Source organism: Achromobacter marplatensis (genome assembly GCF_002209535.1).
Lineage (GTDB): Bacteria > Pseudomonadota > Gammaproteobacteria > Burkholderiales > Burkholderiaceae_B > Achromobacter > Achromobacter marplatensis.
In genome coordinates, this window is sequence record NZ_NJIG01000004.1 from 310,731 (window position 1) to 331,760 (window position 21,030).

The following is a 21,030-nucleotide window of genomic DNA, read 5'->3' on the forward strand; positions in this document are numbered from 1 at the left end:
TACCGATCATGAATGAACGTAAAGATCTCACCGTGACCGCGGACGACTCGGCCAAGCGCGAAGACAGGGCAGTCACCGTGCCCGCCGTGGACGTCTATGAAGACCCGCAAGCCATCACGCTGGTGGCGGACCTGCCCGGCGTGTCCAAAGAACGGCTGCACATCAACGTGGAGTCTGACGTGCTGGTGATCGAAGGCGAGGCATCTGTTGCGACGCCGGGAGATCTGCAACTGGTGTTGGGCGAACTGCGCGCGCCTGTGTTCCGGCGCGCGTTCCGGCTTGGCCAGGAGTTCGACCGGGCGCAGATCAACGCCAGTCTGAAGCAGGGCGTCCTGACGCTTCGCATTCCGCGTGCGCGCGAGGCGCAGGCCCGGCGCATCCCCGTCACGGCGGACTGACGCCGGCGTCTCGCCGGCAGGCACAAAAAAAGCCGCGGCCCCAAAGGGCTGCGGCTTTTTTCCTAGGCCGGTCGGGCAGCGGCGCGATCACTCCAGCTTGATGTTCGCCTTCTTGATCACGTCGGCCCAGGCGCTGCGTTCCTGCTCGGCATAGGCCTTGAAATCCTGCGCCGACATCGGCATCGGGATCACGCCCATGTCCAGCATCTTCTGCGACACGGCCGGGGTCTTGAGCGTGGCGTCCAGGTCGGCCGACAGCTTCTTGACCACCGCTTCCGGCACGCCGGCGGGGCCCACCAGGCCCTGCCAGGCGTAGGCCGTAAAGTTGGCCACGCCTTGCTCGGCCATCGTCGGGGTGTCGGGCAGCACCGATACGCGCTCGGGCGTGGCGGCTGCCAGGACGCGCAGCTTGCCGGCCTTCACGTTGGGCAGGCCCGAGGCCAGGTCGATGAACATCACGTCCACCTGTCCGCCCAGCAGGTCCTGGATGGCCGGGGCGGCGCCCTTGTAGGGCACGTGCAGCAGGTTGGCGCCGGTGCGCTGCTTGAAGAGCTCCAGCGCCAGGTGGTGGGGCGAGCCCGCGCCGGCGGAGGCTGCCGTCAGCTTGCCGGGTTCCTTCTTGGCGGCGGCCAGCACGTCGTCGACCGTCTTGTAGGGCGAGTTGACGTTCACGGCCAGCAGCAGCGGGAACTTGGCGATGCCGCCGATGTAGGTGAACTTGGCCGGGTCGTAAGACAGCTTGGCGTACAGCGACGAGTTGAACGCCAGCGTGCCGGAGTCGGCCGTGCCGATCATGTAGCCGGTGGGTTCGGATTGCGCAATGGCGGTGGCGCCGATGATGGTGGCGGCGCCGGGGCGGTTCTCGACCACGATGGTCTGGCCCAGGGGCTTTTCCAGGCCGCTGGCAACCGTGCGGGCGACGACGTCGGCGCCGCCGTTGGCCGGGTAGGGCACGATCCAGCGGATGGGCTGCGTGGGCCAGGATTGGGCGGAAGCGGTGGCGGCGGCCAGCGACAGGGCGGCCAGCGCCACTAGGCGCCGTGCGGGGTTCTGCATGGGGTGTCTCCTCGTGCGGGGTCTGTATTGAGCGCGACGTCGGCGGCGTCGTGTCTTGCGCCGTCGGTCTGCGTCGCTATTTTTGCGACGCTATTATGCCTCGCGCGCCCGTCCGAAAGGGGACCTTGTGCCCCCCGGTTTTCCCGCAGTGCACCACGCCGCCGGCTACTGCGGATCGGGGTAGGTACGTGCGCCGAAGATCGCCGTGCCGATGCGCACTTCGGTGGAGCCTTCTTCGATCGCCAGTTCGAAGTCGCCGCTCATGCCCATCGACAGGCGGTCCAGCGAGATCCCGGCGATGTCCTCGTCCCGCAAGCGGTCGCGCAGCTGGCGCAGGGCGGAAAAGCACGCGCGCACCGCCTCAGGGTCGGGAGAGTTCACCGCCAGAGTCATCAATCCCTTCACCTTCAGGGTGGGGAATTCGGTGGCGATGCGGCGCAGGAAGGCAGGCACGTCTTCGGCGGCCATGCCGAATTTGCTGGGCTCGGTCGAGGTTTTCACCTGCACCAGCACGTCCAGCGTCCGGCCTTCGTTCAGCAGCCGGCGGTGCAGGGCTTCAGCCAGGTCGGGGCGGTCCAGCGACTGGACTTCGGTCGCGTCGCGGGCGGCGTCCTTCGATTTATTGGTCTGCAGGTGCCCGATCAGCACCCATTCCAGGCCTTGGCCCGCCAGCGCGGCGGCCTTCTGGCGGATCTCTTGCGTCTTGTTTTCGCCGAACCGGTTCAGGCCCAGCGCCATGGCTTCGCGGATCGCGTCCACATCGAAGGTCTTGCTGACAGGCAGCAGGACGACGCTGCCGGGCGCGCGTCCGGCGCGCGCGCACGCGTCGGCGATGCGTTGTTGAATCCGGGCAAGGCGCCCGGCCATGGTGTCTTCGACGGTCATGCAGCTCTCTTGCAGGAACAGGATGTCCCATAGTGTAGGACTCTTGCAGGATCGTTTCGCCACACCGGCCGCTTTCGCCGTTGACCCTGCGTAATCGCCAGGCTTAGAATTTACCGAGATTTGTTTATATTTCAATGTTCTATGCCCTCCCGGCGCCGCCCCTCGGGCGACACGGTCTCCCACCTTTCCAGTCCCCCGCCATGTCCAGCGCTGCGCCAGAATACGCCTTTGCCACGCCTTTCCTGAATCCCCCTGCATCCCCCATCCGATCGCTCATGCCCTACGCCATGCGGCCGGGCACGATTTCGCTTGCGGGCGGCTACCCCGCGCAAGAGCTGTTCGATGTGGAGGGCCTGTCGATCGCGTCGACGCAGGTCCTGGCCCGCCTGGGCGCCTGCCTGCAGTATTCCAACATCGACGGCCAGGCCAGCCTGCGCCACGAACTGGCGCGCCTGTCCGCCGCGCGCGGCCTGGAGTGCAACGCCGACACGGAACTGATGGTGACGGGCGGATCGCAGCAGGCGCTGGCGCTGTTGACCCGCGTGATGCTGCAACCCGGCGACCATGCCATTATCGAGTCGCCCGCGTTCCCGAATTCCGTCCAGGCGCTGCGCTACACGGGCGCCACGGTGCATACGGTGCCCTCCGGCCCCGACGGCATCGATGTGGACGCGCTGGATGAACTGGCGGCCCGCATCAAGCCCAAGATGGTCTGCGTGGTCGCGTCGTTCTCGAATCCTTGCGGCGCCACGCTGACGCGCCAGCGCCGACTGCGCCTGCTGGAGCTGGCGGTCAAGCACCGTTTCCTGATCGTGGAAGACGACCCTTACAGCGAACTGCGCTTTGCCGGCGAAGCGGTGCCGCCCATCGCGGCCCTGGCCGAAGGCGAAGCCCGCCACTGGGCGGTGTACCTGGCCAGCATGTCCAAGACCATGGCGCCCGCGCTGCGCATCGGCTGGCTGGTCGCGCCGCCCGAGATCCGCCGCCGCTGCGTCGGTGCCAAGGCGGCCGACGACATGGCCTCGTCCGCATGGATCCAGGAAACGGTGGCGCAGTACCTGGCCAACGGCCGCTATGAAGAGCACGTGCCGCGCATCCGCGCCGCCTACGGCCTGCGCTGCGACGCGATGGCCGAGTCCCTGGCCCGCGAGCTCAACGGCCGCATCAGCTTCAGCAAGCCCGAAGGCGGCATGTTCTTCTGGGCGCGTCTGACGGGTGACGTGGACGCCACGCGCCTGTTGCCGTACGCCATCGAGCACGAAGTGGTCTACGTGCCGGGCAAGGCCTTCTACGCCAATGCCGACCAGGCTGATCTCTTCGCTATGCGCATGTCGTTTGCCACCATGAACGAAAGCCAGATCGCCCAGGGCATGGTCCGGCTGGGCCGCGCGCTGGAAGCCTGCGAAGCCAACGAACCCGTCTCGATCTCGCTGGCGGCGTGATCGTGGCTTGACCGCGGCCAAGCCCGGCCGCGCAAGCCTTGGTTATGCTGGGAACCTGTCCGCCGGCGCCCGCATGCGGGGTGCGGGCGGATATACCTAAATAAGCGCTTGTTATTTGGCGCGGGCGCTTCATGTCTATAAGCTTCTCGCCTCGGCGCGTCCCCGCGCCCGGCATAACAGGAATCCAGGTCATGAACATTGCAAAAGGGTTGGTGGGCGCGGCGCTCTTGATGGCGGCGGCACAAGGCGCGCAGGCGGCAACACTGGACGTCGTGCGCCAGCGCGGCGCGGTGGCGTGCGGCACGACCACGGGCTTCGCGGGCTTCTCGGCGCCCGATGCGCAAGGCAAATGGCAGGGGCTGGACGTGGATCTCTGCCGCGCCATCGCCGCGGCGGTTTTTGGCGATGCCGACAAGATCAAGGTCGTTCCGCTGAATTCGCAGCAACGCTTCACTGCGCTGCAATCCGGCGAAGTGGACGTGCTGACGCGCAACACCACCGTGACGCAGCAGCGCGACACCGCTTTAGGCATCATCCACGCCGGCATCAACTTCTACGACGGCCAGGGTTTCCTGGTGCCGAAGTCGCTGGGCGTGAAGAGCGCCAAAGAGATCAACGGCGCCACGATCTGCCTGCAGACCGGCACGTCCAACGAGAACACGCTGGCCGACTGGGCGCGCGCCAACAACGTGACGTACAAGCCGGTGGTGATCGAGACGTTCAACGAAGTGGTCAACGCGTTCGCCGCGGGCCGCTGCGACGTCTTTTCCACGGACGCATCGGGCCTGGCTTCCATCCGCATCTCGAAGCTGCAGAATCCCGACGACTACGTCGTGTTGCCCGAGATAATCTCGAAAGAGCCGCTGGGCCCCTTCGTGCGCCAGGGTGACGACACGTGGCTGAACATCGTGCGCTGGTCGCTGTCGGCGATGATCGAAGCGGAAGAATACGGCGTGACGTCCAAGAACGTGGACGAACAGGCCAAGAGCGCCAACCCCAACATCAAGCGCATCCTGGGCGTCACGCCCGGCGGCGGCGCCAACCTGGGGCTGGACGAAAAATGGGCCTACAACATCGTCAAGCAGGTGGGCAACTACGGCGAGAGTTTCGAGCGCAACGTAGGCCAGGGCAGCCCGTTGAAGATCAAGCGCGGCCTGAATGCGCAATGGACGCAGGGCGGTTTGATGTACGCGTTGCCGATCCGTTAAATACAAGGCACGGCCATACAAGGCACGGCCAATATCGGCAGGATGGCGGAGCGCGCGGATTCGTCGGCAAGGATATCGTCGCCGATCGCGCGCAACCATCACCCCCGCCGGTACACCTGCGCGATCTTCACGAAGGCGCTGCGCAATTCGCGTGTGCCGCCCTGAAGGATCACGGGCCGTCCCCGGTGGGTGAACACCACCAGCCGTTTCGAGAACAGCATGGGCACGAAACGCGCATAGCGCACGTCTTCCCAGGCGACTTCGCGGCGCGTGAACCAGGTCTGGCGCAGGCCGCGGTCATCGATGGTGGTGATCGACGTCTGCATGTGCCAGGACACGAACAGCAGCCCCACGAAGCACAGCACCACCACCACCGCCAGCACGGTATCGAACGGCTGCGCGGGCGCACGGATGGCGGTCGTCACCACCTGCACGCCCAGCACCGCCAGGATCACCCAGGCCAGGATGCGTACCCAGTCGGGCCATGCCTGGCCCGACAGCGGCAGCGGGCCGATCTCGCGCAGGAGCGCGGCCCGGTCTTGCTCGGCGGGGGCGGTGTCAGGCGAGGTCATGCGGCCCGTTTGGCGGCGATTGCGTTGCCGGCACGGCTGGAACCCTTGCGGTTCAGGTGGGCCGACATCCATTGGCCGATATCGACCACGGCGTCGAAGTCCACGCCGGTGTCGATGTCCAGCCCGCGCAGCATGTACAGCACGTCTTCGGTGGCGACGTTGCCGGTGGCGCCCTTGGCGTAGGGGCAGCCGCCCAGGCCGGCGACCGAGGTATGGAAGATGGAAATGCCGGTTTCCAGCGCGGCCAGGATGTTGGCCAGCGCCTGGCCGTAGGTGTCGTGGAAGTGGCCGGACACGCGAGCCGGGTCGACTACGCGCGTCACCGCCGCCATCACGTCGCGCACGCGCTGCGGCGTGCCCACGCCGATGGTGTCGGCCACGTCGATCTCATCGACCTGCATCGCCAGGTAGCGTTGCGCCACGTCCACCACCGATTCCACGGGAACGTCGCCCTGGTACGGGCACCCCAGCGCGCAGCTGATGCTGCCGCGCACGCGGATGCCGGCTTCACGCGCGGCTTGCACCACCGGTTCGAAGCGGGCGATGGATTCGGCGATGGAACAGTTGATGTTCTTTTGCGAGAACGCTTCGCTGGCGGCGCCGAAAATCACGATCTCGTCCGCGCCGGCGGCCAGTGCGCCTTCAAAGCCCTTCATGTTCGGCGTCAGCACCGAATAGATCGTGCCGGGACGGCGTTCGATGCGCGCCATCACGTCTGCGCCGTCGGCCATCTGCGGCACCCATTTGGGCGACACGAACGAGGCGGCTTCCACATTGGGGAAGCCCGCCGCGGCCAGGCGGTTGACCAGTTCCACCTTGATGTCGGTGGGCACGAATTCCTTTTCATTCTGCAGACCGTCGCGAGGCGACACCTCGACGATCTTCACGCGGGAGGGCAAAGCCATGTCTCTTCCTGGTTCGGTATTGGGTGACGCAGCGCGCAAGGCTGCGGCGCTTGCGCCAATATTAGCGCCATCGCGAGGCACTTCGCTTGCACGGGGCGGGGGAATGCGGCCCTACTTCAGGCGCTGATAACGGCCGTCGTCCAGACGGGCGAGGCGGCCCTGCAATTCCAGTTCCACCAGCTGCGCTTGCAGGTCGCCGGTGTTGAGCGTCAAGCGCGCCTGCAGGGTATCGAGATGCAGCGGGTCGAAGCCCAGCGCCTCGAGCACGGGGTGGGCGGGCAGCGACGCTTCGGGCCGGGGGGCGCCGCGCACGCCGGGCATCGGGCCGCCGCCCAGCTCGTCGGTAATGTCGGCGGCCGTCTCCACCAGCTTGGCGCCTTGGCGAATCAACGCATGGCAGCCGCGCGACAGCGGCGAATGGATGGAACCGGGGATGGCGAACACCTCGCGTCCGCTTTCGCCCGCCAGCCGCGCCGTGATGAGCGACCCGCTTTGCTTGGCCGCTTCCACTACCAGCACGCCGCGCGCCAGTCCGGCCACAATGCGGTTGCGTTTGGGGAAGTGCGGGGGCAGGGCGCCCGTGCCCAGCGGAAATTCGGAAACCAGCGCGCCCTGCGCGGCGATGTGGTGCGCCAGATCGCGGTGGCGGGCGGGGTAGATGCGGTCGATGCCGGTGCCCATGACCGCCACCGTGCCCGCCCCGTCCGGGCCGGCGTCCAGCGCGCCTTCATGCGCCGCCGCATCGATGCCCAGCGCCAGTCCGCTGACGACGCGCCAGCCGTGCGTGGCCAGATGGCGGGCGAAGGCGCGGGCGTTTTCCTGGCCCCCGGGCGTGGCGTTGCGGGCGCCCACGACGGCCAGCGACGGGCCTTGCAGATAGGCCGGGTCGCCCGCCACGTACAGCAGGATGGGCGGGTCGGCGATGGTCAGCAGGCTTTGCGGATAGGTCGGGTCGGCCAGCGTCAGGATGTGCCGGCCGGGGGCGCTGACCCATTCCAGTGCGCTGTCCACCTGGGCCGCCATGTCCTCAGGCATGGGCGCGGCCAACTGGCGAGCCAGCGCTTCGGGAACCTGGCGGACCAGCGCCGTGGCGCGCTGCGCGTAGATCTGTTCGGGCAGGCCGAGCGCGCCCAGCAGCATGCAGGCGGTGGCGGAACCGATGTTGGGTTCCAGGGACAGCCGCAGCCAGGCGGACAGTTCGGCGGAAGAATGCGTAAGCGGCATGGGCAAGCGCGTGAAGCGTCGACGGGTGCGTGAGTGTCGCATGCGGGGCAGGCGACGCTGGGCGAGCGGGACAATACGCTCACACCATGCCTCTGTCGAACGTCGCAATAAGCGGGGACGCAGCAATGCCCGCAATGCTCGACTTAGCCGAAAACTATTAGAAATCAAGACTCTAATGAATTAAACTCTTAAGTAAGCATTCAATCACCGGCGACACCCCTGCAATGGCTTTACTTCCTATCCTTCGCTACCCGGACCCGCGCTTGCACAAAAAGGCAAAGCCGGTAGCCGAAGTCGACGACCGCATCCGTCAACTGGTGCGCGACATGGCCGAGACCATGTATGACGCGCCGGGCGTCGGCTTGGCCGCGACCCAGGTGGACGTGCACGAGCGCGTCGTCGTGATCGACGTATCCGAAGACAGCAATCAGCTGCTGACCTTGATCAATCCCGAGATCACCTGGCGTAGCGACGACCACAAGATCTACGAAGAAGGCTGCCTGTCGGTGCCTGGCGTCTACGACGAGGTCGAACGCGCCTCGCGTATCCGCTGCAAGGCGCTGGACATCGACGGCAAGCCTTTTGAATTCGAAGCCGACGGCCTGCTGGCCGTGTGCGTGCAGCACGAACTCGACCATCTGGAAGGCAAGGTCTTCGTCGAATACCTGTCTAACCTGAAGCAGAACCGCATCAAGACCAAGCTGAAGAAGGCCGAGCGCGAAGCGCTGCGCGACTGACGGGAAATCCCTCGTCCTACCCGCCGAGGGGAGGCGCCGGCTGGCCGGCAAAGCCGGATCCGCGGCGCCCCGGAATCCACTTTCATTCTTAGTTCTTCATCTCATGCGCCTAGTCTTTGCCGGCACGCCGGAATTCGCCCGTATCGCCTTCGACGCCTTGCGGGCCGCGGGCCACGACATCGCGCTCGTCATGACGCAGCCCGATCGTCCTGCCGGGCGGGGGCTGAAGCTGACGCCCAGCCCGGTCAAGCAGGCCGCGCTGGACGCGGGCATTCCCGTCGCCCAGCCGCGCAGCCTGCGCCTGGACGGCCGCTATCCCGATGAAGCCGCCGAGGCCCGTGCGCTGCTGGAGCAAGTCGCGCCCGACGTCATGGTGGTGGCGGCCTACGGCCTGATCCTGCCGCAATGGGTGCTGGACCTGCCGCGCCTGGGTTGCCTGAATATCCACGCCAGCCTGTTGCCGCGCTGGCGCGGCGCCGCGCCCATCCAGCGCGCGATCGAAGCCGGCGATGCGCAGACCGGCGTGACCATCATGCAGATGGACGAGGGCCTGGACACGGGCGACATGCTGCTGGAACGCGTGGTGCCCATCACGGGCGACACCAACGCGGCGCAATTGCACGACGCGTTGGCGCTGGCCGGCGGCGAAGCCATCGTCCAGGCATTGAATGCGCTGGACCAAGGCGGGCTTTCGCCCACCAAGCAGCCGGAAGCCGGCGTGACCTACGCGGCCAAGCTGGACAAGGCCGAAGCCGCCCTGGATTGCACCCAGCCGGCCGAACTGCTGGAACGCCGCGTGCGCGCATTCAACCCGGTGCCCGGCGCCAGCATCCGCCTGCCCGGCTTGCCCGATCCGGTGAAGGTCTGGCGCGCGCAGGCACTGGCGACGCCCACCACGGCGGAACCCGGCCGCGTGCTGCGCGCCGATGCGTCAGGCATCGATATCGCCACGGGCAACGGCGTGTTGCGGCTGCTTGAATTGCAGAAAGCCGGCGGCAAGCGCCAGCCGGTGGACGTGTTCGTGCGCGGCTGGCAGCCGGACTAAGGCGTTACGGCTGGCGGCCGGCCAGCAAGTCCAGGTAGGCGCCCGACAGCAACTGGGTGGGCGCCACGCCCAGCCCGTCCATCAGGGTGCGGGCTTCTTCCATGCCGGCCGCGGCGCTTTCGCCGTCGCGCAGCACCACTTCCAATTCCAGGAATTCCCCCAGGCCTTCCACCCGGTCCAGATGGATGCGGGTGCGTCCGGCCATGAACACCGTCCGCTGCTTCTTCACGCGGCCGATCGCGCCGTAAGCGTGCGTGAGGGCTTCCCGCAAGGTGTCAGGCGAATCGGTCGGCGAGATGACGTAGAAGCTTTCCTTCGGGCCCATATCGTCGGCGCGCTGGTAGAAGATCAGTTCGCCCGTGCCGTCGGCGAATGCGCGCAGCTTCAGCCGCCCATGCGTGCAGGTGAAGAAGGTATCGTCCTGGGCGATGGAGACGGGCTCCTGCCCAGACAGCGCGGCGGCCAGGGGCTCGATGGCCGCCAGGCTGTCGACTTGCGCCTTGATTTCGACGTTGCGGGCCATGGGGCGTCCTTCGGTGTGGATCAATACAGCGTGCTGGTGATGCGCGCCGGCAGGTCGCGGTCGTAGGTGGCGCCGTCGAAGGTGCCGGCGGTGAGGTCGGACAGGATGCGGCCGACGCTGGGCAGCGCGCTGCGTGGCACCTGCGTCTCCGGGTCCCACAGGCGTGAGCGCAGCAGGGCGCGCGAGCATTGGAAGTAGACCGTCTGCACGTCGACGATCAGCACGGAGCGCGGCAGCTTGCCGTCCACCTCGAAGCGCGCCAGCAGGGCGGGTTCCACGCTGATGCGCGCCGTGCCGTTCACGCGCAGGGTCTCGCCCACGCCCGGCACCAGGAACAGCAGCGCCACGCGGGGATCGGCCAGGATGTTCAGCAGGCTGTCGATGCGGTTGTTGCCGCGGCGGTCGGGCAGCAACAGCGTCTTTTCGTCTTCGACCACGACGAAGCCGGCGGGGTCGCCGCGCGGCGAGGCATCCAGCCGGCCGGGGCCCGACGTGGCCAGCACCGCAAACGGCGCTGCTTCGATGAAGGCGCGATAGTGCGGATGCACGTGATCCACCTCCTTCTTCAGCGAGGCTTCGCCGGGCGAGCCATACAGCGCCTGCAAGGCGGCGGCGTCGGTGACAAGGTGGGCGGGATCGGTGTGCATGGCGGAGGTCCGGGTTCAGGCCAGGATGGCGGGCAGGTCGTCGACGGCCAGGAAGATCGCGTCGGGGCCGCGTTCGCGCAGGGCATCTACATGGTTATAACCCCAGGCGACCGAACCCACTTGCACGCCTGCTTTACGGGCGGCGTCGATGTCGCGCATTTCGTCGCCCACCAGCAGGAAGCGTTCGGGGGCAACTTCGTGCCGGCGCATCAGGCGGTCGATCTTGGCGGCCTTGCCGAACAGGTCGGTGCCGCATTCGTAGTCGTCGAACAAGGCGCTTGCGTCCGGGCCCAACACGCGCTGCACGTTTTCAATGGAGTTCGAACTGATCACCGCCAGACGCAGCCCGGCGGCCTTCAGGCGCGCAAGCACGTCGGGGATGCCGTCGAACAGATGCACACTGGGATCGATGTCCTGCATCAGCGTGCGCACGTGCGACATGATCGCCGGCAGCTTCCACAGCGGGATGCCCAGGTACTTCAGGATTTCCGAGGCCTCGCGGTGGCGCAGGTTTTCGCGTTCCGACAAGTCGATTTTGCGAAAGCCGTATTTGGCGGCCACGGTGTTCAGGATGGAATTGAACCAGGGCATGGTGTCCGCCAGGGTTCCGTCAAAATCAAAAGCTGCGATGTCGTATTTCAAGTAAGAATCCATTAGCCGGCTGAGACGGGGCTACAAGCCGTTGGGGTGAAGCAGATAGTGCACGACCGGTGCCAGCGCTTCAAGCGGCGGGGCGCTGGCCACGACGCGCGCGGCGTTCGTCCACGGGTAGTCCAGCGCCAGCAGCCAGCCGAAGACGGCGGCCATGTCGCCCGGGGGCAGCGTCACCATGGTTTCGATCGTGATGGTCAGGTCGGTGGCGCGGTAGGGTTCGGCCTGGAATTTCCAGTCGTACCGGCCACAGCCCACGCGCACGTTGCCCGTGGCCTTTTCGGTCATGGCCACGATCCAGTCGCATTGGTAATCAGGCAAGCGGGCGCCCGGCTCCGGCCGCGACAGGTAGAACGTGTAGACGTTGTCGTAGGTCTGGCCGAACTTGCGCACCAGCGTATCGGCGATCGCGGCCAGACCATGCGATTCAGGCGGGAAGGCGATGGCCTGCGTGCGCAGGGCCATCTTCAGCACGGCGTCGTCGGCGAACGCGCGCGCCATGTAGTGCGGGCGGTTCTCGTCCTTGGCGTGGAAATAGTCGCGCAACACGGACTCGGTGGAGGAAGGGGACAACGAATCGAGGATCATTGCGTAGGCTTCCGTTGAGGGCATGAGAGGGCGGTTTTACGCCTTGATGGGGTCGAACCACTTCGAGACATTGGGCGCTTCGTAGATCGCGTAGCGGTCCAGCAGGACGGCGGGGTCTTCTTCCACGACCAGCATGTCGCGGTGCTGGGGGCGAATGAACGCTTCGTCGACGGCATGGTCCACGAATTGCACCAGCGCATCGTAGTATCCCGCGATGTTCAGCAGGCCGCAGGGCTTCTGATGCATGTTCAGCTGCGCCCACGTCCAGACTTCGAAGAATTCCTCCAACGTGCCGGCGCCGCCCGGCAGCGCGATGAATCCATCGGCCTTCTGGATCATCATGGCCTTGCGCTCGTGCATATTCTGCACCAGATGCAGTTCGGTCAGGCCCAGGTGCGCCTGTTCCTTCTTTTGCAGCATCTCGGGAATCACGCCGATCACGCGGCCGCCGCCGGCCAGCACTTCATTGGCGATGACGCCCATGATGCCGACGACCGATCCGCCATACACCAGGCCCAGGTCCCGTTTGACCAATTCGCGGGCCAGCACGCGGGCCTGCTCGATGTAGTCCGGGCGGGTGCCGGGGTTCGAGCCGCAATACACGCAAATGTTCTTCAGAGTCATAAAAGGTCGGAGATTGCCTGTCCCGTTACAGATTGCGTCACGGGCATTTCGGGAAGCCGATAGTTTACGCAAGGTTTGCGCAGGGTTCCCGCGGCCCGGGCGGCATGGCTAATGGGGGGCAGGAGCAATGTTTGGACACAGCAAGATCGCCCATGATCGGTAGACTGAGTTGTTCGGTACGACTGGAAATCCAGCGTCGTAGTGCATTCACTAACCCGAGGAGCTAACGATATGGAACAAGCAACCCAAAACACCCAGAAGGCAAACCGTCCGTTCGACATGGACGTGAAGGCCATCCGTGCCAAGGCGCGCCAGGACATTGAATCGGGGGCTGTCACCGATAGCTACCGCGCGGACCGGCAGACGGTGCTGAAGCTGCTGAATGAAGCGTTGGCCACCGAGATCGTCTGTGTGCTGCGCTATAAGCGCCACTTCTTCATGGCCCGCGGCTTGAATGCGGAGCCGGTGGCAGCGGAGTTCGCCGAACACGCCATGCAGGAACAAGAGCACGCGGACCGCCTGGCCGAGCGCATCGTGCAACTGGGCGGCGAACCGAACCTGTCGCCCAAGGGCCTCCTGGAGCGCAGCCATTCGGAATACGTGGAAGGCGCCACGCTGGAAGAGATGATCAAGGAAAACCTGATCGCCGAGCGCATCGCCATCGACAGCTACCGGCAGATGATCGATTACCTGGGCGAGCAGGACTCCACCACGCGCCGCATGCTGGAAGAGATCCTGGCGGTGGAAGAGGAACACGCCGACGACATGTCGGACCTTCTGGTCAAGCCGTAAGCAAGACGGCATAAAAAAACCCGGCCTCGCGAGGCCGGGTTTTCTCATTGCAGCGGCGCCCAGCGCCTAGCTGCATCGATCAGATCGCGTCGCCCCACAGGTCGTACTCGTCCGAATCGGTGACGCGCACGCGCACCATGTCGCCCGCCTTCAGGGGCTTGTCCGAACTGACGTAGACACAGCCGTCGATTTCCGGCGCGTCGGCGCTGCTGCGGCCCACGGCGCCGTCTTCGTCCACTTCGTCGATCAGCACGTCGATCTCGCGGCCGACCTTGCGGGCCAGGCGCGCGGTCGAGATCCCCTGCTGCAATTCCATGAAGCGTTCCCAGCGGTCCTGCTTCACGTCGTCCGGCACGGGGTTGTCCAGCAGGTTCGCGGGCGCGCCTTCCACCGGCGAATACTGGAAGCAGCCCACGCGGTCCAGCTGCGCTTCCTGCATCCAGTCCAGCAGGTACTGGAAATCTTCCTCGGTTTCGCCGGGGAAGCCGACGATGAAGGTCGAACGGATGGTCAGGTCGGGGCAGATCTCGCGCCAGCGCTTGATGCGGGCCAGGGTCTTGTCTTCGAAGGCCGGACGCTTCATGGCCTTCAGGATGCGCGGGCTGGCATGCTGGAACGGGATGTCCAGGTACGGCAGGATCTTGCCTTCCGCCATCAGCGGGATCACTTCGTCCACGTGCGGGTACGGGTACACGTAATGCAGGCGCGTCCAGACGCCCATTTCGGACAAGGCCAGACAGAGCTCGGTCATGCGGGTCTTGACCGGGCGGCCGTTCCAGAAACCGCTGCGGAATTTCACGTCCACGCCGTAGGCGCTGGTGTCCTGCGAGATCACCAGCATTTCCTTCACGCCGGCCTTGACCAGGCGCTCGGCCTCGCTCAGCACATCGCCTACCGGACGGCTGACCAGGTCGCCGCGCATCGACGGGATGATGCAGAAGCTGCAGCGGTGATTGCAGCCTTCGGAAATCTTCAGGTAGGCGTAGTGGCGCGGCGTGAGCTTGACGCCTTGCGGCGGCACCAGGTCCAGGTAGGGGTTGTGGTCTTGCTTGGGCGGGGCGGCGTCGTGCACGGCGCGCACCACTTCTTCATATTGCTGGGGACCGGTCACCGACAGCACGCTGGGGTGCACCTTGCGGATCACCGCTTCCTCAACGCCCATACAGCCGGTGACGATGACACGGCCGTTCTCGGCCAGCGCTTCGCCGATGGCTTCCAGCGATTCCGCCTTGGCGCTGTCGATGAATCCACAGGTGTTGACGACGACGACGTCCGCATCGTTGTATTCGGGCGTGACTTCGTATCCTTCGGTGCGCAATTGGGTCAGGATGCGTTCGGAGTCCACCAGGGCTTTAGGACAGCCCAGCGACACGAAGCCCACACGCGGCGCGCGACCCGGATTAGCGTCCTGGGCGGCCGCCGTGATGGCCTCCAGCGTCGAGTTGCTGCCATTGCTGGCGGAAGTGCCGGCGCCTTTGCCGGGCCGGGATTGCTCAAGAATTTCCAATCTGGTTCACCGTAGGTTCGCGCACCGGCTCATGCGGTGCGGCGGGGTATTCGTCAAATGTTCGGGTTCAGGCGGGTTTGCCTGGTTGGCGGGGCGGCAGGTCGCGCAGCGTTTCCGGGTGGAGGATGGCCACTTGCAGCAAGGTCTGCGCAGCGCCGGACGGATTACGCCGGCCCTGCTCCCAATCCTGCAAGGTGCGCACGCTGACGCCCAGCAATTCCGCGAAATCCGCTTGCGGCAAACCAACGCGGCTGCGCGCTTCGCTGATATGCGACGCCTGCCACCGGGCGGGAAGCGCCGGCGGTGCTACTTTCTTCATGACTCGTTCAATTTACGGGCAGCGCGACTGCTCGCCATCGCCAGGGTTCTTGCGATGCGCGGGGCAGCCACTGCGGGGAAGCGGGGAATTATACGGCAATGCCGTAGGGGGCGGTAGCGAAAGGGTTCCGCGGTGTGGCGTAGGCTGGGCGCCGTGCAGGGGCGTCTTCGCAACGCCGGGGACGTTCATACGGGAAATGGTCCGGTAGTGGTGCGTCCCTTATTAAGGGTGATATGGGTATGATAAGGTAATACTTCACAATACCTCCTTCTGGAGACTGCCATGCCCGCCGTCGCCGCTCGCCCTGTTGCAGTCAAGATCAACGACGACATCAAGACACGATTGAAACGCTTGGCGGAGTCGCGTCATCGCACTGCCCATTGGCTGATGCGCGAGGCGATCACGCAGTACGTCGAACGCGAAGAAAAGCGCGACGCCTTTCGGCAAGACACGCTCGAGGCCTGGAAGGAATATCGCAGCACGGGCCTGCACGCCACGGCGCAAGAGGTGGATGCATGGCTGGCCAGTTGGGGCGCTGATGAAGAACTGCCCGCTCCGCCGTGTCGCAAGCCGTAGTCAGATACGCACCCAACGCCATCCGCGATTTGGAACGTTTGCGCGAGTTCCTGCGGCCCGTGAATCCTGCTGCGGCCAGACGCGCCGGACAAACCATCATCCAGGCCATGCGTGTGCTTGCCCTGCAACCGCAGATCGGCCGGCCTATCGAAGATATGCCAGACGCATTCCGCGAGTGGGTGATTGATTTCGGAGACAGCGGCTATGTCGCGCGTTATCGAATCGATCCTGGCGCCGTCACCATTCTTGCCTTTCGCCACCAAAAAGAGCTCGGCTATTGAAAGCCTGGGCGCCCTGATCCCTTTTGCCCTTTACGGTGCCCCGCGTCGGTATAGCGCCAGCGTTCCCGCCAGGCCGATCATCAGGCTGCCGCAGACGCGGTTCAGCCAGCGCAGGCCCGATCCCTGTAAGGCGCGCACCAGTTGGGCGCCCAGCGTGGCGTAGACCAGCATGGTCAGGATATTGATGGTGGCCAGCACGCAGGCGACGATGGCGTACTGGGTCAGCAGCGGTGCTTGCGGGTCGATGAATTGGGGCAGGAACGCCGACATGAACAGCAGCGCCTTGGGATTGGTCAGCGCCACCATGAAGCTGCGTAACCCCAGCGTCAGGCCTGCGGGCCGGTCCGCGGCGGATGCGGCCGACGGCAGGACCAGCGCCGCGTCCGAGCGCAGCATCTTCCAGCCCAGGTAGGCCAGATAGGCCGCGCCCACCCACTTGATCAGCTGGAAGGCGACTTCGGAGGCCGCCAACACCACACCCAGGCCGGACGCCACGCAGCCCACCAGGATCAGATCGGCCAGCACCGCGCCGGCCATACCCCAGCCTGCGGCGCGCACGCCGTGGCGCGAGCCGTTGTTCAGGGCCAGCAGGGTCGTCGGGCCGGGTGTCACGATGGCGACGGCCGAAGCCAGGATGAACAGCAGCAGCGTGGCGGTAGTCATAAGAAAAGCGCTCCCAGGGAGAGGCCAGTTTGACGCGCGCGCCGCCATTCGTCCAGGTCCGGCTACCATATCGGTCTTATCCTCTGAATTCCCACCATGTCCACGCGTTCCGACTCCCCCCATCTGGCTCCCCCGCTTTCCTCCGTTCTTCTTTCCAGCGCGGGGGTGGTCGAGGGCGTGCTGGACGGCCGTTCCCTGACGGACGCGCTGACGGACGTGAGTTCCGCCCTGCGCCCGGCCACCCAGGCCGTGTCCTTCCATGCCATGCGTTATCTGGGCTGGGCCGATGCCGTGGGCCGTGAACTGGTCCAGCGCTACCCCAGCGTGCTGTTCGAATCGCTGCTCCTGGTATCCCTGACCTTGCTGAAAGAAGAGGGCGATGCCGCCGCCGCGTTGCCCGGCATGCCGGTGTACGCGCCGCATACGGTCGTGGACCAGGCCGTGACGGCTGCCTCCAATACCCGCGCCCTGGCGTCCTTCAAGGGCATGCTCAACGCCTGCCTGCGCCGCTTCCTGCGCGAGCGCGCGGCGCTGGAAGCCGCGGTGGCCGACAGCCCCGAGGCCCAGTGGAACCATCCTGGCTGGTGGGTCAAGCAGCTGGGCGTGGCCTATCCGCAGCAATGGCGCGAGATCCTGGCCTCGGCCAATGTGCCCGCGCCGCTGACCTTGCGCGTCAACCGGCGCCGCGCCAGCCGCGAACAGGTGCTGGCCGCTTTCCAGGAAGCCGGCCTGTCGGCCGAACCCGTGGGTCAGGCCGGCCTGGTGATGAGCAGCCCCAAGCCGGTGACCCAGTTGCCCGGCTTTGCCGAAGGCTGGTGGTCGGTGCAGGACGCCGGCGCGCAGTTGGCGGCTGAATTGCTGGCGCCGGCCGACGGCATGCGCGTGCTGGACGCCTGCTCGGCGCCTGGCGGCAAGACTGCCCACCTGCTGGAACTGGCCGACATCGATCTGCTGGCCCTGGATGCCGACGGCGAGCGCCTCGAACGCGTGGAACAGAACCTGGACCGCCTGGGTCTGGCAAGCAATCGCGTCCAGATGAAAGCGGCTGATGCGTCGGACCTGGACGCCTGGTGGGACGGCAAGCCCTTTGATGCCGTGCTGGCGGACGTGCCCTGCACGGCCTCGGGCATCGTGCGCCGCCACCCGGACATCCGCTGGCTGCGCCGCGAAAACGACGTGCGCCGCACCGCTACGCTGCAGGCCAAGATCCTGGATTCCCTGTGGCAGACCGTGGCGCCCGGCGGCCGCCTGCTCTATGTGACGTGCTCGGTCTTCCCGATCGAGGGCGCCCGCCAGGCCCTGGAGTTCCTGCAACGCCACCCCGAGGCCCAGCGGCTGGACGCGCCGGGCCAATTGCTGCCAGTTGCGGTCGATGCAACACCGGCAGCCCAACATGACGGGTTTTTCTACGCCTTGTTTGCCAAGCAGTCCTGAATCACCAAGAATAGGGGCATGACGGTGTTTCGGTGTCGTATGTCCATTATTTCGCGTTTATTTCTTGGGTTGTTGCTGGTATCTGCCTTGCTTTCCCTGGTGCCGGGCGGCGAGGTATATGGCGCTGAACCGAAGGTCGTACGGGTCGATCCCGTCGTGCGCAACGGCCGCCTCGAGATCGATGCCGACATCGAATTCGAACTGAATCAGCAGTTGCGGGACGCTGCCCAGCGCGGCGTCCCCTTGTATTTCACGGCCGATCTCACCATGACGCGGGAACGCTGGTGGTGGTTCGACAAGTCCCTGGTGGATACGTCCCGCACGTGGCGGGTCGTCTATAACGCATTGACCCGGCAATGGCGCGCGGGGGTGGGCGAACTGTCCTTCCCGGTGGCGTCGCTGGACGACGCCATGAGCGTCATCCGCCACATCCGCAATTGGCCCGTGGCGGACGCCGGCGAATTCGACGAAGGGGTGCTGTACGGCGGCCAGCTCCGGCTGCGCCTGGACACCTCGCTCTTGCCCCGCCCGTTCCAGGTGAACGCCTTGAATAGCAGCTCCTGGGCGCAGGGGACTCCCTGGATGGACTTCTCGTTCACGCTGAGCGGCAAGGAGAAAGATCCCTCATGAGGCTGTTGCTCCGGCTGGCCCTGATGGTGGGTGCCGTAAGCGGCCTGGCGTTGCTGGGTTTGCTGGCATGGTCCACGGGCAATGCCTCGCGCTTTGCGCGCTACTACGACACGTTGCTGGTGCTGAACGGCATTTTCGCCCTGGCGCTGTTCATCTGGGTGGTGGCGCTGACGGTGCGGCTGGCGCGCCAGATCCGGCGCCGGCAATTCGGCGCGCGCCTCACGGCGCGGTTTTCTTTGGCTTTCGCCTTGATCGGCGTGGTGCCCGGGGCCCTGATCTACACCGTGTCGGTGCAGTTCATGTCGCGCTCCATCGAATCCTGGTTCAACGTGCGGGTCGATACGGCGTTGGAAGCGGGCCTGAACCTGGGCCGTGCCGCCTTGGACTCCCTGCTGGCCGACCTGGATACCCGCGCGCGCTCCATGGCCATGGAGCTGAACCGCAGCACTGACAGCGGCGTGACGCTGGCCCTGACCCGGCTGCGCGAGACCAACGGCGTGCAAGAGGCCATGGTGTTCACGGGCAGTGGGCGCATGGTGGCGTTTTCCACCAGCCAATATGGCCAGTTGATGCCGGCGATGCCGCCGTCGACCGTCATGAACCAGCTGCGGCTGGCGCGCGGCTATTCCGCGGCCGAAGCCGATGACCCCGTTACGGCGGGCGCCGAAGGCGGGCTGCATCTGCGCGTGGTGATCCCGCTGACCGGGCCTGACCGCTACGACAACCTGCTGGGCGCGGCCTCCGAACCGCGCTGGCTGCAACTGCTGCAGCCCGTGCCCGAGCAGATTGCGCACAACGCCAATCTGGTGCAGCAGGGCTTTCGCGACTATCAAGAGCTGGCGCTGTCCCGCCTGGGGCTGCGCAAGCTCTATGGCATTACGCTGACGCTGGCGCTGCTGCTGGCCGCGTTCGGCGCAATCGCGGTGGCGCTGTCCCTGTCCAAGCGGCTGGTGCGGCCGTTGCTGAGCCTGGCCGGCGGCACGCAGGCCGTGGGCGTGGGCGACTACCGGCCGCTGCCCGAGCCGCCTGAACGCGACGAAGTCGGCCAACTGACGCGGTCGTTCAACGCCATGACACGGCAACTGGACGAGGCCCGGCGCATGGTGGAAAGCAACCGCCAGCAGCTGGAACGCTCCAACGTCTATCTGGAAAGCGTGCTGTCCAACCTGTCCTCCGGCGTGTTGGTGTTCGACGAGTCGTTCCGCGTCACCACGGTCAACCAGGGCGCCCAGACCATCCTGGGCGTGGACCTGCGTTCGGTGATCGGCCGCCCGCTTGAAACCGTGGACGGCATGCTGGAGTTCGCCAATATCGTGCGCCAGGCGTTTTCCACCCACGCGGCCGTGGGATCGGAGCGCCAGCACTGGCAGCAGCAGTTCGAGATCAGCCCGGCCCAGGGCGACGCGCCCGCCGCGCCGCAGCCGCTGACCCTGCTGGCGCGCGGCACCCACCTGCGAGTGGACGGGCGCGGCAACGGCTATCTGGTGGTGTTCGATGACATCACCGAAGTGATTTCGGCCAACCGGACCGTGGCCTGGGGCGAAGTGGCGCGCCGGCTGGCCCACGAGATCAAGAACCCGCTGACGCCGATCCAGCTGTCTGCCGAACGTCTGGCCATGAAGCTGGAAGGCAAGCTGCAGCCTGCCGAAGCGCAGATCGTCGAGCGGTCTACCAACACCATCGTCAACCAGGTGGCGTCGCTCAAGCAGATGGTGGACGACTTCCGCGAATATGCCCGCACGCCGCCGGCCGTCATGCAGCGCATCGATTTCAACGCGCTGGTGGCCGACGTACTGTCGCTGTATGGCTGGGAGCCGGAGGGCGGTGCGTCCCGGCTGACCGGCAAGGCCATGAACCTGGACGTGAACCTGGGGGCGGATTTGCCGGCGATCGAGGGCGATCCTACGCAGCTGCGCCAGGTGATCCACAACCTGATGTCCAACGCCCGCGACGCCATCGCCGAGTTGGGCGGAGAAGGCCGGGTCAGCGTCACGACTCAGCTGATGCGCAGCGAACAGCCCGACCGGGCTGATCAGCAGGCACTGAGATTTACCGTTGCCGACACCGGGCCGGGCTTCCCGCCGCAGGTGATGCAGCGTGCGTTCGAGCCCTACGTAACCACCAAGTCTCACGGGACTGGGTTAGGATTGGCAATCGTACGCAAGATTGTGGAAGAGCATGGCGGACGGATCGACCTTGCCAACCGCAAGGAAGGAGGCGCGCGGATTTCCATCTTGTTGACCCGGTTGGCTCCCGGGGCAGATACTATGGACGCGACCGCGCAAGAAAAGGATAATGCGGCTACGCAATAGGTGGATGCTTT

The 21,030-nt window shown here is 65.9% G+C and carries 24 protein-coding genes; 11 read left to right on the top strand and 13 right to left on the bottom strand.

What is annotated here, in order from left to right; all coding sequences use genetic code 11:
• The first annotated feature begins 8 nt into the window (after positions 1-8).
• Positions 9-398 carry an Hsp20/alpha crystallin family protein gene (locus tag CEY09_RS11695; protein ID WP_088588713.1) on the top strand — a complete coding sequence of 130 codons (390 nt, stop codon included), beginning with the start codon at positions 9-11 and terminating at the stop codon, positions 396-398.
• 87 nt (positions 399-485) lie between these two features.
• Here the strand turns inward: CEY09_RS11695 and CEY09_RS11700 are convergent, their stop codons facing one another.
• Both CEY09_RS11700 and CEY09_RS11705 read right to left on the bottom strand, forming a co-directional pair.
• Positions 486-1,454 carry a Bug family tripartite tricarboxylate transporter substrate binding protein gene (locus CEY09_RS11700; protein WP_088588714.1) on the bottom strand — a complete coding sequence of 323 codons (969 nt, stop codon included), beginning with the start codon at positions 1,452-1,454 and terminating at the stop codon, positions 486-488.
• Between the two features lie 165 nt (positions 1,455-1,619).
• Entirely contained in the window at positions 1,620-2,339 is a 720-nt protein-coding gene (locus tag CEY09_RS11705) for a YggS family pyridoxal phosphate-dependent enzyme (protein ID WP_088588715.1), read from the bottom strand.
• Positions 2,340-2,539: 200 nt separating this feature from the next.
• Here CEY09_RS11705 and CEY09_RS11710 point away from each other — a divergent pair, with 200 nt between their 5' ends.
• Both CEY09_RS11710 and CEY09_RS11715 read left to right on the top strand, forming a co-directional pair.
• Complete coding sequence (locus CEY09_RS11710) at positions 2,540-3,781, top strand: aminotransferase-like domain-containing protein (protein ID WP_006224703.1); 1,242 nt, start codon at positions 2,540-2,542, stop codon at positions 3,779-3,781.
• 191 nt (positions 3,782-3,972) lie between these two features.
• Positions 3,973-4,989, top strand: a complete 1,017-nt coding sequence (locus CEY09_RS11715) for an amino acid ABC transporter substrate-binding protein (protein WP_006224702.1) — start codon at positions 3,973-3,975, stop codon at positions 4,987-4,989.
• 98 nt (positions 4,990-5,087) lie between these two features.
• On the opposite strand, the gene CEY09_RS11720 is transcribed toward CEY09_RS11715, so the two are convergent.
• The 3 genes from CEY09_RS11720 to dprA all read right to left on the bottom strand — a co-directional run bounded on the left by CEY09_RS11720 (position 5,088) and on the right by dprA (position 7,690).
• Positions 5,088-5,561, bottom strand: a complete 474-nt coding sequence (locus CEY09_RS11720; protein ID WP_006224701.1) for a hypothetical protein — start codon at positions 5,559-5,561, stop codon at positions 5,088-5,090.
• Positions 5,558-6,466, bottom strand: a complete 909-nt coding sequence (locus CEY09_RS11725) for a hydroxymethylglutaryl-CoA lyase (protein ID WP_006224700.1) — start codon at positions 6,464-6,466, stop codon at positions 5,558-5,560. Before CEY09_RS11725 ends, CEY09_RS11720 begins: the two co-directional genes overlap by 4 nt.
• 111 nt (positions 6,467-6,577) lie before the next feature.
• Positions 6,578-7,690: a DNA-processing protein DprA gene (dprA, locus tag CEY09_RS11730; RefSeq protein ID WP_088588899.1), complete on the bottom strand. Its 1,113-nt coding sequence runs from the start codon at positions 7,688-7,690 to the stop codon at positions 6,578-6,580.
• 224 nt (positions 7,691-7,914) lie between these two features.
• Between dprA and def the strand changes: the two genes are divergently transcribed.
• Together def and fmt are read left to right on the top strand one after the other, a co-directional pair.
• Complete coding sequence (def, locus tag CEY09_RS11735; RefSeq protein WP_006224698.1) at positions 7,915-8,427, top strand: peptide deformylase; 513 nt, start codon at positions 7,915-7,917, stop codon at positions 8,425-8,427.
• Positions 8,428-8,530: 103 nt separating this feature from the next.
• Positions 8,531-9,472: a methionyl-tRNA formyltransferase gene (gene fmt / locus CEY09_RS11740; protein WP_088588716.1), complete on the top strand. Its 942-nt coding sequence runs from the start codon at positions 8,531-8,533 to the stop codon at positions 9,470-9,472.
• Positions 9,473-9,476: 4 nt separating this feature from the next.
• Here the strand turns inward: fmt and CEY09_RS11745 are convergent, their stop codons facing one another.
• The 5 genes from CEY09_RS11745 to CEY09_RS11765 are packed head-to-tail and all read right to left on the bottom strand — an operon-like array spanning position 9,477 to position 12,505.
• On the bottom strand, positions 9,477-9,995 hold the full coding sequence (locus tag CEY09_RS11745; protein WP_088588717.1) for a class IV adenylate cyclase: 519 nt from the start codon (positions 9,993-9,995) through the stop codon (positions 9,477-9,479).
• A 20-nt stretch (positions 9,996-10,015) separates the two neighbouring features.
• A complete protein-coding gene (locus CEY09_RS11750) occupies positions 10,016-10,642 on the bottom strand; it encodes a pyridoxamine 5'-phosphate oxidase family protein (protein WP_088588718.1) in 627 nt (208 codons plus the stop codon).
• Positions 10,643-10,657: 15 nt separating this feature from the next.
• Positions 10,658-11,284: an HAD hydrolase-like protein gene (locus CEY09_RS11755; protein WP_088588719.1), complete on the bottom strand. Its 627-nt coding sequence runs from the start codon at positions 11,282-11,284 to the stop codon at positions 10,658-10,660.
• Between the two features lie 30 nt (positions 11,285-11,314).
• Positions 11,315-11,881, bottom strand: a complete 567-nt coding sequence (locus CEY09_RS11760) for a hypothetical protein (RefSeq protein WP_006224693.1) — start codon at positions 11,879-11,881, stop codon at positions 11,315-11,317.
• Positions 11,882-11,917: 36 nt separating this feature from the next.
• Complete coding sequence (locus tag CEY09_RS11765) at positions 11,918-12,505, bottom strand: LOG family protein (RefSeq protein ID WP_006224692.1); 588 nt, start codon at positions 12,503-12,505, stop codon at positions 11,918-11,920.
• Between the two features lie 231 nt (positions 12,506-12,736).
• Here CEY09_RS11765 and CEY09_RS11770 point away from each other — a divergent pair, with 231 nt between their 5' ends.
• Positions 12,737-13,297: a ferritin-like domain-containing protein gene (locus CEY09_RS11770; protein ID WP_006224691.1), complete on the top strand. Its 561-nt coding sequence runs from the start codon at positions 12,737-12,739 to the stop codon at positions 13,295-13,297.
• Positions 13,298-13,376: 79 nt separating this feature from the next.
• Here CEY09_RS11770 and rimO read toward each other — a convergent pair whose 3' ends face one another.
• Together rimO and CEY09_RS11780 are read right to left on the bottom strand one after the other, a co-directional pair.
• On the bottom strand, positions 13,377-14,723 hold the full coding sequence (rimO, locus tag CEY09_RS11775; protein ID WP_052017870.1) for a 30S ribosomal protein S12 methylthiotransferase RimO: 1,347 nt from the start codon (positions 14,721-14,723) through the stop codon (positions 13,377-13,379).
• Between the two features lie 148 nt (positions 14,724-14,871).
• A complete protein-coding gene (locus CEY09_RS11780; protein WP_006224689.1) occupies positions 14,872-15,123 on the bottom strand; it encodes a helix-turn-helix domain-containing protein in 252 nt (83 codons plus the stop codon).
• A 282-nt stretch (positions 15,124-15,405) separates the two neighbouring features.
• Here CEY09_RS11780 and CEY09_RS11785 point away from each other — a divergent pair, with 282 nt between their 5' ends.
• Positions 15,406-15,699, top strand: coding sequence for a CopG family ribbon-helix-helix protein (locus CEY09_RS11785; RefSeq protein ID WP_088588720.1), 294 nt, complete (start codon positions 15,406-15,408; stop codon positions 15,697-15,699).
• Positions 15,684-15,980: a type II toxin-antitoxin system RelE/ParE family toxin gene (locus CEY09_RS11790; RefSeq protein WP_088588721.1), complete on the top strand. Its 297-nt coding sequence runs from the start codon at positions 15,684-15,686 to the stop codon at positions 15,978-15,980. The genes CEY09_RS11785 and CEY09_RS11790 overlap by 16 nt, the downstream gene beginning before the upstream one ends.
• Positions 15,981-16,010: 30 nt before the next feature.
• Here CEY09_RS11790 and CEY09_RS11795 read toward each other — a convergent pair whose 3' ends face one another.
• Complete coding sequence (locus tag CEY09_RS11795) at positions 16,011-16,643, bottom strand: LysE family translocator (RefSeq protein WP_088588722.1); 633 nt, start codon at positions 16,641-16,643, stop codon at positions 16,011-16,013.
• 96 nt (positions 16,644-16,739) lie between these two features.
• On the opposite strand from CEY09_RS11795, the gene rsmB reads away from it, so the two are divergent.
• The 3 genes from rsmB to CEY09_RS11810 are packed head-to-tail and all read left to right on the top strand — an operon-like array spanning position 16,740 to position 21,019.
• Complete coding sequence (rsmB, locus tag CEY09_RS11800) at positions 16,740-18,077, top strand: 16S rRNA (cytosine(967)-C(5))-methyltransferase RsmB (RefSeq protein ID WP_088588723.1); 1,338 nt, start codon at positions 16,740-16,742, stop codon at positions 18,075-18,077.
• A gap of 39 nt (positions 18,078-18,116) precedes the next feature.
• On the top strand, positions 18,117-18,707 hold the full coding sequence (locus tag CEY09_RS11805; protein ID WP_088588724.1) for a DUF4390 domain-containing protein: 591 nt from the start codon (positions 18,117-18,119) through the stop codon (positions 18,705-18,707).
• Positions 18,704-21,019: a sensor histidine kinase gene (locus CEY09_RS11810; RefSeq protein WP_088588725.1), complete on the top strand. Its 2,316-nt coding sequence runs from the start codon at positions 18,704-18,706 to the stop codon at positions 21,017-21,019. Before CEY09_RS11805 ends, CEY09_RS11810 begins: the two co-directional genes overlap by 4 nt.
• Positions 21,020-21,030: the final 11 nt, after the last annotated feature.